Origin of the sequence: Streptomyces sp. NPDC014864, from assembly GCF_043081525.1 — a bacterium.
GTDB lineage: Bacteria > Actinomycetota > Actinomycetes > Streptomycetales > Streptomycetaceae > Streptomyces.
This window is the reverse complement of sequence record NZ_JBIBWT010000009.1, coordinates 179,097-190,200: the sequence shown is the minus strand read 5'-3', so window position 1 is coordinate 190,200 and position 11,104 is coordinate 179,097. Positions and strand designations below refer to the sequence as shown.

Genomic DNA, 11,104 nt, shown 5'->3' with positions numbered 1-11,104 from the left:
TCACTCCGTGTGATTACGCTCCACCCGTGAGCCACGCCGCTGTCGAAAAAATCGCCAGGCGAAAAACGAGGAGTCGGACAACCCTCACCGGCATCTCGTTGGAGCTCACGCTGACGTGGTCACTGTGGGGCGAACCCGTCCACAGCGGGCCGTGAAGGAGATCAGAAGCAATTGGGGGAGCCGCGATCCCGTCCGTCGAAAGTCGAAACGCGGCCCCACCCACAGCCCTCGAAAGGGGACCGATGCCAGTAGACATGAATCCGCCCCCGCCCGACAACCAGGGCGGGTACCTCGCGTTCGACGACTCTGGGGAGCTGGCGACGGTGATGCAGGTCGCGGCCCGACTCTTGTGCGCTGCCGTTGTCCTGGCGCTCATCGACGTCTGGCTCCCGCTGAATCTCGAGCCGTACTTCGCGAGCATCCTGGGCGCCTACGGCGCGTACCTGCTTGCCCGGTGGGGCGGTCCGGAGCCGCCGACTGGGCAGCTGGCGGCTTAGCGGAGGCCGTCCGTCCCCTGGTGGCGTCGTCCCCTGGTGGCGTCGACGCCACCAGGGGACGGGAAGCCGGAGCCGGTCGGGCCACTGGGGGGATTCCCCCAGAAGGTCGCGAAGCCTATGGCGACCTCCGCTGCCGGGCCGTCGCCGGGCCGTCTGAAGGCGACCCGGGACGACCAACACGGACCAACAACGACCTGAGGGGCGCGACCGCTGTCGCGCCCCTCAGGTTCGTCTGCCCAGCTAGACCCAGGTGTCCAGCCACATCCGGGCTCGCCAGTCGTCTATGGGGATGGCGGTGCCGGTGTACAGGGGCCAGAAGTAGATGAAGTTCCAGGCGATCAGGAGGACCAGGACGCCCGCCGCGGTGGCGCCGGTGACGCGGCGGGCGTCGGTGGAGCCGGGTGGGCCGACGAGCGCGCCGATCAGCATGGCGACCGCGAGGCAGAGGAAGGGCACGAAGACCACGGCGTAGAAGTAGAAGATCGTGCGCTCCTGGTACAGGAACCACGGCAGGTAGCCGGCCGCGACGCCGCAGGCGATGGCGCCCGCGCGCCAGTCGCGGCGGAAGAACCAGCGCCACAGCACGTACAGGAGGGCGACGCACGCCACCCACCACAGCACGGGCGTGCCGAGGGCGAGCACCTCGCGGGCGCACTTCTCGCCGGCGTCCGCCGGGCAGCCGTCCGCGCCGGGGGAGGGCGACTCGTAGAAGTACGACACCGGGCGGCCGTCGACGAGCCAGCTCCACGGGTTGGACTGGTAGGTGTGCGGCGAGGACAGGCCGACGTGGAACTTGTAGACCTCGTGCTCGTAGTGCCACAGGCTGCGCAGCCAGTCCGGCAGGAAGGTCCAGTTGCCGCCCTTGCCGTCGGTCGCGGCCCAGTTGCGGAAGTAGCCGCCGGTGCCGTCGGTGGGGGAGAGGATCCAGCCGGTCCACGAGACCAAATAGACGGCGATCGCCACCGGGACCGTCGCCAGGAACGTGATGCCGGTGTCCCGCTTCAGGACCGCCGCGTACGGGTGCCGGGCCCCGGCCACCCTGCGGGAGCCGACGTCCCACAGCACCGCCATCACGCAGAAGGCGGCCAGGATGTACAGGCCGTTCCACTTGGTGCCGATCGCCAGGCCCAGCAGCAGGCCCGTGGCCCAGCGCCAGGGGCGCCACCCCAGCCGGGTGTGCTCCGCCGTGTGCGCGTCGGGCCGGATCCGCCCGTCGGCGTCGGCCGGGAGCGCGGCGGCGAGCCGCGCGCGGGCCCGGTCCCGGTCGATCAGCAGGCAGCCGAAGGCGGCCAGTACGAAGAACATCAGCACGCCGTCGAGCAGCGAGGTACGGCTCATCACGAAGTGCAGCCCGTCCACCGCCATCAGCGCGCCCGCCAGGCAGCCGAGGAAGGTGGAGCGGAACAGCCGGCGCCCGATGCGGCAGAGCATCAGTACGGACAGCGTGCCGAGCAGCGCGGTCATGAAGCGCCAGCCGTACGGGTCGAAGCCGAAGACCAGCTCGCCCAGGCCGATCACGTACTTGCCGACCGGCGGGTGCACGACGTAGGCCGCGTCGGTGGGGATGCCGATGTGACTGCCCACCTTGAGGACCAGGTCGTTGGCGTTCTTGTCCCAGTTGACCTCGAAGCCGCGGTGGACGATCGCCCACGCGTCCTTGGCGTAGTACGTCTCGTCGAATATCACCGCCTTCGGGCTGCCCAGGTTCCAGAAGCGCAGCACGCCGGCCAGCAACGTCACCAGCAGCGGCCCGCCCCAGCCCGACCAGCGGGTCAGGCGGTCGGCGAGGGTCCCCGGGGCACCGAGGGCGGCCCACAGTCTCGGGCTCGGCTGCGCGTACGGCGGTACCAGCCGGTCGGTGACACCGCCGACGTCGCTGGTGGGCCCCGCCGGCCAGCCGAAGCGGCGCAGCCGCTGCTGCCACGACGGCCGCCGGTCGTGCGGGGCCGGTCCCTGCCGGGTGTCCGTGGAGGACGCGGTACTGGTCACCGCGCCATCGTAGGGAACGGTTCTGTGTGAGTCCCGCGCATGGGCGGTTCCGGCCGCGACGCGGCCTCCGCGACGGTGGCGGTGGCGGCGGTGGCGGGGGCCATGGCGGGGGTGGCGGGGGCCGGGAGGGAGGCGGCGCTCCCGGGCCGGCGCCCTTGAGAGGATGGGGGGCGTGACTGGAACCCTTGTTTTGGCGGGCACCCCCATCGGCGACCTTCAGGACGCGCCGCCCCGGCTCGCCGAGGAGCTGGCCGGCGCCGACGTGGTCGCCGCCGAGGACACCCGGCGGCTGCGCCGGCTGACCCAGGCGCTCGGAGTGCAGACCAAGGGGCGGGTGGTGTCGTACTTCGAGGGCAACGAGTCCGCCCGTACGCCCGAGCTGGTCGAGGAGCTGGCCGGCGGCGCGCGGGTGCTGCTGGTGACGGACGCGGGCATGCCGTCCGTGTCCGACCCCGGGTACCGGCTGGTCGCGGCGGCCGTCGAGCGGGGCGTCAGGGTCACCGCGGTGCCCGGACCGTCCGCCGTGCTGACCGCGCTGGCGCTGTCGGGGCTGCCGGTCGACCGGTTCTGCTTCGAGGGGTTCCTGCCGCGTAAGGCCGGTGAGCGGCTGTCCCGGCTGCGGGAGGTCGCGGACGAGCGGCGCACGCTGGTCTACTTCGAGGCTCCGCACCGGCTCGACGACACCCTCGCGGCGATGGCCGAGGTGTTCGGCGCCGACCGGCGGGCCGCGGTGTGCCGGGAGCTGACCAAGACGTACGAGGAGGTACGGCGCGGTGGGCTCGGGGAGCTGGCCGCCTGGGCGGCCGAGGGCGTGCGCGGCGAGATCACGGTCGTGGTGGAGGGGGCGCCCGAGAAGGGGCCCGAGGAGGTCGGCGCCGAGGAGCTGGTGCGGCGGGTGCGGGTCCGTGAGGAGGCCGGGGAGCGGCGCAAGGAGGCGATCGCGGCGGTCGCGGCGGAAGCGGGCGTGCCCAAGCGCGAGGTGTTCGACGCCGTGGTGGCCGCCAAGCACGCGGGCTGAGCCGGCCCCGGCGAAGGCGGCGCCCTTCGGTGTGACCCCCACGGCGCCGGGCCGAGTGCCCGGCGGTGCGTGCCGCAGTGACGTGCGGCCGCTTTGACGCGCGTGCCGCCCTGACCTTCAGGTCACCGTGACGCGCGGGCCTGCCGGTGCGAGAGCGGCCACACCCCCTCTGAGCAGGGAGCATCTCTGGTGAGCGTGCGCCCCATCGGGCGGTAAAGCCGCGTCATGCAAGGCAAAGCAGCCACCCGCCGTTCGGGTGCCCTGGGGCAAGCGTCCGCCAAATCGCCTCCAACGTTCGACAGGACTGATGCGTTCGCGCTGGTGGAGGCGTCCACTGGGACGAGGGACGCACCCGTCCCTCGCCCCTGACGGGATTCCGGGGGAATCCCCGCGTCGGGGGCGCTTGTCCAGCGGACAAGAGGAGCTGGCATGAGTGAGACCTCAGGGCAGACCGGCCTGCGTGAAGGGGCCACCGCCGTCGTCAACGAGTCGTACGCGTTCGCCTGTATGCGCTGCGGACACGGCTGGGAGCAGTCGTACGAGATAGAGCACCACACGGACGCCGAGGGCGGCGATTTCGTGCTGTACGTCGCGGACGGCCGGGTGGTCCCGTCGCCGCTGAGCCGCCCGAGCTGCCAGAACTGCGACGGCCACGTCGTACGGATCATGCGGGCCGGGCAGGTGTCGTCCGTGCAGTACCACCTGCACCGCAACCAGCGCCCGGCGGGCCCGGTCATGGACCCCGCGCCGCCCGCGCCGGAGTCCCCGTCCGGGGAGGAGGCGGCGGACCGGGAGCGGCACGGCCACCACTGGCACCTGTCCGACCTGCTGCACCCTTTTCAGCGCAAGGCCGGCTGACGCCCGCCCGGAGCGGTCGGGGCCTGCCCCTTTCGTAGGATCGGGGCATGCCTTCGAACGCCGACAAGAACGCGGCGCCACCGCTCCCGGAACCCCTCCGGATCCCGGTCGCCGACTCCCACACCCACCTCGACATGCAGTCCGGCACCGTCGAGGAGGGCCTCGCCAAGGCGGCGTCGGTGGGGGTGACCACGGTGGTGCAGGTCGGCTGCGACCTCGCGGGGTCGCGGTGGGCGGCCGAGACGGCCGCGGCGTACGACGCCGTCCACGCGACGGTCGCCCTGCACCCGAACGAGGCCCCACGCATCGTGCACGGCGATCCCGACGGATGGTCCCGGCAGGGCGCGCGGGAGCCGGGCGGCGACCCGGGCCTGGACGAGGCGCTCGCCGAGATCGACCGGTTGGCCGCGCTGCCCCAGGTCAAGGGCGTCGGCGAGACGGGGCTCGACTACTTCCGCACCGGGCCCGAGGGCAAGGCGGCGCAGGAGCGCTCCTTCCGCGCGCACATCGAGATCGCCAAGCGGCACGGCAAGGCCCTGGTCATCCACGACCGCGACGCCCACGCCGACGTGCTGCGCGTCCTCAAGGAGGAGGGCGCTCCCGAGCGGACGGTGTTCCACTGCTACTCGGGGGACGCGAAGATGGCCGAGGAGTGCGCGGGCGCGGGGTACTTCATGTCCTTCGCGGGCAACGTCACCTTCAAGAACGCCCAGCACCTGCGGGACGCCCTCGCCGTGGCGCCGCTGGAGCTGGTCCTCGTGGAGACCGACGCGCCCTTCCTGACCCCGGCGCCGTACCGCGGACGGCCCAACGCGCCGTATCTCGTTCCGGTCACGGTGCGGGCGATGGCCGAAGTGCGCGGCATCGACGAGGACACGCTGGCGGCGGCTCTGGCGGCGAACACGGCACGCGCCTTCGGCTACTGACTCATGACCGACCGATAACGCTCACCTGGGTTCGAATCGAGCCCGATCGTGACCTTGTGTATTCACACCGCTTTGGAGAGTGACGGACGCTCCGCTAGGTTGCGGGGGCCCGATCCGGACCCTCGGACCCTCGGCCCTCTGGAGCGTGTCGGTGTGAGCAACGGCAACTCGCCGTACGAGACCTATGAGACGCACGGGACGTCGTACGTGATGTACGGGACGTCGGACGGGCCGTACGGGACGTCGGACGGGCCGTACCGGAGGTCGGACGGGCCGTACGGGACGTCGTACGAGTTGTGCGGGATGCCGTACGAGACGCACGGGACGTCGTACGAGACGTACCAGCGGTACGGCCCCGGCGTGGTCCCCGCCCCGGAACCGCCGCCGGACGTGCACAGCGCCGAGACGGTGGCCTGCGGGGTGCACGGCGGCTACGGCGGCCACGGCGGCGACATGTTCTTCCGGACCGCGGACGCCCCCGGCCTCCCCACACCGCCCGGCGCCCCCACCGCGCTCGACGGCTTCGGCGCCTCCGCCGGGCTCGGCGCCTCCGCCACCACCGTCGTGGACGGGCTGCCCGGGGCCTGGGCGGACACCTACCGGCCCGCGTACGAGATCACCGAGCCGGTGCTGCCCCGGCAGGGCCGCGGCGCTCCGGCGGGCGAGGCGCGGGACCCGGCCGTCGGCCGGCGGCCGGACACCACCGGGCGGCGCGGCGCCCGCCGGCGCAGGGCCCGCCCCGCGGAGCGCCCGGAGCAGAACGTGCGGCGGCTGCTGCCGCAGGCGCTGGTCGTCGCCTTCCTGGCCGGCGGCACCACCGCCTTCGTCGCCCAGGACAAGGCCGTCGAACTCGACGTGGACGGCAGCCCGCGCACCCTGCACACCTTCGCCGACGACGTCTCCGAGCTGCTCACCGAGGAGGGCGTCGAGGTCGGGGCGCACGACGTGGTGGCGCCCGGCGCCGACACGGCGCTGGCCAGCGGGGACGAGGTGGCGGTGCGCTTCGGGCGGCCGTTGCGGCTCACCCTCGACGGGCAACGGCACGAGGTGTGGACGACGGCGCGCACGGTGGACGGGGCGCTCCGGCAGCTCGGCGTGCGTGCCGAGGGCGCCTATCTGTCGGCCGCGCGCTCCCGGCCCATCGGGCGCGCCGGGCTCGCGCTCGACGTGCGCACCGAGCGCACGGTGACGGTCATGGCGGACGGCCGGGCCCGCACCGTCCGCACCAACGCGGCGACCGTGCGGGAGGCGGTGGAGGCGGCCGGGGTCACCCTGAGCGGCCAGGACGCCACCTCCGTCGCGCCGGACAGCTTCCCGCGCGACGGGCAGACGGTCACCGTGCTGCGCATCACCGGGTCGCGCGAGGTGCGGGAGGAGCCGATCCCCTTCGCGGTCCGGCGCACCGACGACCCCACGCTGTTCCGGGGCACCGAGATCGTCGAGCGGGCCGGGCAGCCGGGGGTGCGCCGGGTGACGTACGCGCTGCGGACCGTAAACGGGGTGCGCCAGCAGCCCCGGCGCGTCGACTCCGAGGTGGTGCGCGAGCCGCGCACGCAGGTGGTGAAGGTCGGCACCCGGGCGCATCCGCCGTCGGTGCGGGGAGCCGACCACCTCGACTGGCGGGGGCTCGCGCAGTGCGAGTCCGGGGGCCGGGCCGACGCGGTGGACCCCTCCGGGACCTACGGGGGGCTGTACCAGTTCGACACCCACACCTGGCACAGCCTCGGCGGCCAGGGGCGCCCGCAGGACGCCTCGCCGGAGGAGCAGACCTACCGGGCGAAGAAGCTGTACGTCCGCCGGGGCACCAGTCCCTGGCCGCAGTGCGGGGGACGGCTGCACGGCTGAGCGCGGTGCGGGAGCCGGGCAGGGCGCCCCGTACCCTTGCTCCGTGAGCAGCAGCCCCACCCCCGAAGCCCTGCTGGGCCCCGCCGACGTCCGCGAACTGGCGGCGGCCCTCGGCGTGCGTCCCACCAAGCAGCGCGGTCAGAACTTCGTGATCGACGCGAACACGGTCCGTCGTATCGTCCGCACCGCCGACGTCCGTCCCGACGACGTCGTCGTGGAGGTCGGGCCGGGGCTCGGCTCCCTCACCCTGGCGCTGCTGGAGGTCGCCGACCGCGTCACCGCCGTCGAGATCGACGACGTCCTCGCCGCCGCGCTGCCCGCGACGATCGCCGCCCGCATGCCGGACCGCGCCGACCGGTTCGCGCTGGTCCACTCGGACGCGATGCACGTGACCGCGCTGCCGGGCCCGGCCCCGACCGCGCTGGTGGCGAACCTGCCGTACAACGTGGCCGTGCCCGTGCTGCTGCACATGCTCGACACCTTCCCGAGCATCGAGCGCACCCTCGTGATGGTGCAGGCGGAGGTCGCCGACCGGCTCGCCGCCGGGCCCGGCTCCAAGGTGTACGGCGTGCCGTCCGTCAAGGCCGGCTGGTACGCCGAGGTCAAGCGGGCCGGCGCCATCGGCCGCAACGTCTTCTGGCCCGCGCCGAACGTCGACAGCGGGCTGGTCTCCCTCACCCGGAGGGCCGAGCCGATCAGGACGACGGCCACCAAGAAGCAGGTGTTCGCCGTCGTCGACGCGGCCTTCGCGCAGCGGCGCAAGACCCTGCGGGCCGCGCTCGCGGGCTGGGCGGGTTCCGCGGCGGCCGCCGAGGCGGCCCTCGTCGCCGCGGGCGTCTCGCCGCAGGCGCGCGGCGAGTCGCTGACCGTCGAGGAGTTCGCGCGGATCGCGGAGGCGGCCGCGTCCCGGGGGACCGCTCCGGTGCGGGCGGCCGCGGAAGAGGAGTCCGACTAAGTGAGCGTGACGGTACGCGTCCCGGCCAAGGTCAACGTCCAGCTGGCGGTGGGTCCCGCCCGGCCCGACGGCTTCCACGACCTGGCGAACGTCTTCCTGGCGGTCGGCCTGTACGACGAGGTCACGGCCACCGCGTCGCCGGACGGGCCGCGGGTCACCTGCGCGGGCCCGGACGCCGGCCAGGTCCCCCTGGACGGTACGAACCTGGCGGTCCGTGCCGCGATCGCGCTCGCCGAGCGTCACGGCCGCGACCCGGACATGCACCTGCACATCGCCAAGGACATCCCGGTCGCCGGCGGCATGGCGGGCGGCAGCGCCGACGGGGCGGCAGCGCTGGTGGCCTGCGACGCGCTGTGGGGGACGAACGCCTCCCGCGAGGAGCTGCTCGGCATCTGCGCCGAACTGGGCAGCGACGTGCCCTTCAGCCTGGTGGGCGGGGCCGCGCTGGGCACCGGGCGAGGCGAGTTGCTCCGGCCGCTGGAGGTGGACGGCACCTTCCACTGGGTGTTCGCGACGGCCCACCGCGGGCTGTCCACCCCGGCGGTCTTCCGCGAGTTCGACCGGCTCGGCGAGGGCACGCGCATCCCCGAGCCCGTCGCCTCGCAGGACCTGCTCGACGCGCTGGCCAAGGGCGACGCGGACGCGCTGGCAGCGGCCGTCTCCAACGATCTGCAGCCCGCCGCGCTGTCCCTCTTCCCCGAGCTGGCCGGCACCCTGGCGGCGGGCCGCGCCGCGGGCGCCCTGGCCGCCCTGGTCTCGGGCTCCGGCCCGACCACCGCCTTCCTCGCCCGTGACGCCGGGACGGCGGCCCGGATCGCCCGGGACCTCCGGGCGACGGGCACCTGCCGCACGGCCCGCACCGCGGCGGGCCCGGTGCCGGGGGCGACCGTGGTGAGCGGAGCGCCGTAGGGGCGGGCGCGCCGGCGGTCCACGGTTACGGCGGTGGAGTCGCGAGGGGCCCGGAGGGCGAGTGGGGGCCGTCGTCGGGTGTCACCCGATCGGCGTACGTCGGTCTCCGACTACCCTGGAGGGTCGATCGCGTCCCCCGGGCAGGAGTGAAATGGCCGTCAATCTGGTCAATGTCGAGAACGTCAGCAAGGTGTACGGCACGCGTGCCCTGCTCGACGGTGTCTCGCTCGGCGTGTCCGAAGGGGACCGGATCGGGGTCGTCGGGCGCAACGGCGACGGCAAGACCACCCTCATCCGGATGCTGGCCAAGCTGGAGGAGACCGACACCGGGCGCGTCACGCACTCCGGCGGGCTGCGGCTGGGCGTGCTCACCCAGCACGACTCCCTCGACCCCACGGCGACCGTGCGGCACGAGGTCATCGGTGACCTCGCCGACCACGAGTGGGCGGGCAACGCCCGCATCCGCGACGTTCTGACCGGGCTGTTCGGCGGGCTGGACCTGCCCGGCTTCCCCAAGGGCCTGGACACCGTCATCGGGCCGCTGTCCGGCGGCGAGCGGCGGCGGATCGCGCTCGCCAAGCTGCTCATCGACGAGCAGGACCTGATCGTCCTGGACGAGCCCACCAACCACCTCGACGTCGAGGGCATCGCCTGGCTCGCCCAGCACCTGCGCGACAGGCGCTCGGCGCTGGTGTGCGTCACCCACGACCGCTGGTTCCTCGACCAGGTCTGCACCCGCATGTGGGACGTGCAGCGCGGGGTCGTCCACGAGTACGAGGGCGGCTACTCCGACTACGTCTTCGCCCGCGCCGAGCGGGAGCGGATCGCCGCGAGCGAGGAGGTCAAGCGGCAGAACCTCGTCCGCAAGGAGCTGGCGTGGCTGCGCCGCGGCGCCCCCGCCCGCACGTCCAAGCCCCGCTTCCGCGTCGAGGCGGCCAACGAGCTGATCAAGGACGTGCCGCCGCCGCGGGACTCCTCCGAGCTGATGAAGTTCGCCTCCTCCCGGCTCGGCAAGACCGTCTTCGACCTGGAGGACGTGTCCGTGCAGGCCGGGCCGAAGGTGCTGCTCAAGCACGTGACCTGGCAGCTCGGCCCGGGTGACCGGATCGGCCTGGTCGGCGTCAACGGCGCCGGGAAGACGTCGCTGCTGCGGGCGATGGCCCAGGCGGCCCGCACCGAGGGCGAGGAGCAGCCGGCGGGCGGCCGGATCGCCGTCGGCCGGACCGTGAAGCTGGCGTACCTGTCCCAGGAGGTCGCCGAACTCGACCCCGAGTGGCGGGTCCTGCAGGCCGTGCAGCAGGTGCGCGAGCGCGTCGACCTCGGCAAGGGCCGGGAGATGACCGCCGGGCAGCTGTGCGAGACCTTCGGCTTCAACAAGGAGAAGCAGTGGACGCCGGTGGGCGACCTGTCCGGCGGTGAGCGGCGCCGGCTCCAGCTGCTGCGGCTGCTCATGGACGAGCCGAACGTCCTCTTCCTCGACGAGCCCACCAACGACCTCGACATCGAGACCCTCACCCAGCTCGAGGACGTCCTCGACGGCTGGCCCGGCTCGATGATCGTCATCTCCCACGACCGGTTCTTCGTCGAGCGCACCACGGACACCGTGTACGCGCTCCTCGGCGACGGCGGGCTGCGGATGCTGCCGCGCGGCATCGACGAGTACCTGGAGCGGCGGCAGCGGATGGAGCAGCAGGCCGCGGCGGCCGCCGCGACCGCCGCGTCGGCGGCGGCGCGGCCCGGGTCGGCCGCGCCCGAGAAGAGCGCCGCCGAACAGCGTGCCGCGAAGAAGGAACTCCAGAAGATCGAGCGGCAGTTGGACCGCATCTCCGACAAGGAGTCCACGCTGCACACCCAGATCGCCGAGAACGCCACCGACTTCGAGAAGGTCGCCCGACTCGACGCCGAACTGCGCGACTTGGCGGGCGAGCGCGAGGAGCTGGAACTGCGCTGGCTGGAACTGGCCGAGGACGCCTAGGACTCGGCCCCACCCGCGCATCACGCCACCCCCACCGGCACATCCCGCCCACGTCCGCCACACATCCGTTCCGGGCCGCCTCCGGCTTTGTCCCACGTCCGCCCCCGCCCCACGGCCGGAAAACCGGGGCGT

9 protein-coding genes are annotated in these 11,104 nt (G+C 73.5%); 8 read left to right on the top strand and 1 reads right to left on the bottom strand.

Features of this window, described 5'->3' with window-relative positions:
• Positions 1-242 precede the first annotated feature (242 nt).
• On the top strand, positions 243-497 hold the full coding sequence (locus ACF1A5_RS18805) for a hypothetical protein (RefSeq protein WP_392193970.1): 255 nt from the start codon (positions 243-245) through the stop codon (positions 495-497).
• A 240-nt stretch (positions 498-737) separates the two neighbouring features.
• Here the strand turns inward: ACF1A5_RS18805 and ACF1A5_RS18800 are convergent, their stop codons facing one another.
• The gene (locus tag ACF1A5_RS18800) at positions 738-2,486 is read right to left on the bottom strand and encodes a dolichyl-phosphate-mannose--protein mannosyltransferase (RefSeq protein WP_392193969.1); all 1,749 of its coding nucleotides are present in this window, start codon (positions 2,484-2,486) and stop codon (positions 738-740) included.
• A gap of 172 nt (positions 2,487-2,658) precedes the next feature.
• Between ACF1A5_RS18800 and rsmI the strand changes: the two genes are divergently transcribed.
• From rsmI to ACF1A5_RS18765, 7 genes are all read left to right on the top strand, one after another.
• Positions 2,659-3,504: a 16S rRNA (cytidine(1402)-2'-O)-methyltransferase gene (gene rsmI, locus ACF1A5_RS18795; RefSeq protein WP_392193968.1), complete on the top strand. Its 846-nt coding sequence runs from the start codon at positions 2,659-2,661 to the stop codon at positions 3,502-3,504.
• A 429-nt stretch (positions 3,505-3,933) separates the two neighbouring features.
• On the top strand, positions 3,934-4,362 hold the full coding sequence (locus tag ACF1A5_RS18790; protein ID WP_392193967.1) for a hypothetical protein: 429 nt from the start codon (positions 3,934-3,936) through the stop codon (positions 4,360-4,362).
• A gap of 47 nt (positions 4,363-4,409) precedes the next feature.
• Complete coding sequence (locus ACF1A5_RS18785; RefSeq protein ID WP_392193966.1) at positions 4,410-5,288, top strand: TatD family hydrolase; 879 nt, start codon at positions 4,410-4,412, stop codon at positions 5,286-5,288.
• 303 nt (positions 5,289-5,591) lie between these two features.
• Entirely contained in the window at positions 5,592-7,133 is a 1,542-nt protein-coding gene (locus ACF1A5_RS18780) for a ubiquitin-like domain-containing protein (protein WP_392194062.1), read from the top strand.
• A gap of 43 nt (positions 7,134-7,176) precedes the next feature.
• Positions 7,177-8,088, top strand: a complete 912-nt coding sequence (rsmA, locus tag ACF1A5_RS18775) for a 16S rRNA (adenine(1518)-N(6)/adenine(1519)-N(6))-dimethyltransferase RsmA (RefSeq protein ID WP_392193965.1) — start codon at positions 7,177-7,179, stop codon at positions 8,086-8,088.
• Complete coding sequence (locus tag ACF1A5_RS18770; protein WP_392193964.1) at positions 8,089-8,997, top strand: 4-(cytidine 5'-diphospho)-2-C-methyl-D-erythritol kinase; 909 nt, start codon at positions 8,089-8,091, stop codon at positions 8,995-8,997. It begins immediately after the preceding gene.
• A 151-nt stretch (positions 8,998-9,148) separates the two neighbouring features.
• Positions 9,149-10,972 (top strand): ABC-F family ATP-binding cassette domain-containing protein, encoded by a 1,824-nt coding sequence (locus tag ACF1A5_RS18765; RefSeq protein ID WP_392193963.1) that lies wholly within the window; start codon positions 9,149-9,151, stop codon positions 10,970-10,972.
• Positions 10,973-11,104 lie beyond the last annotated feature (132 nt).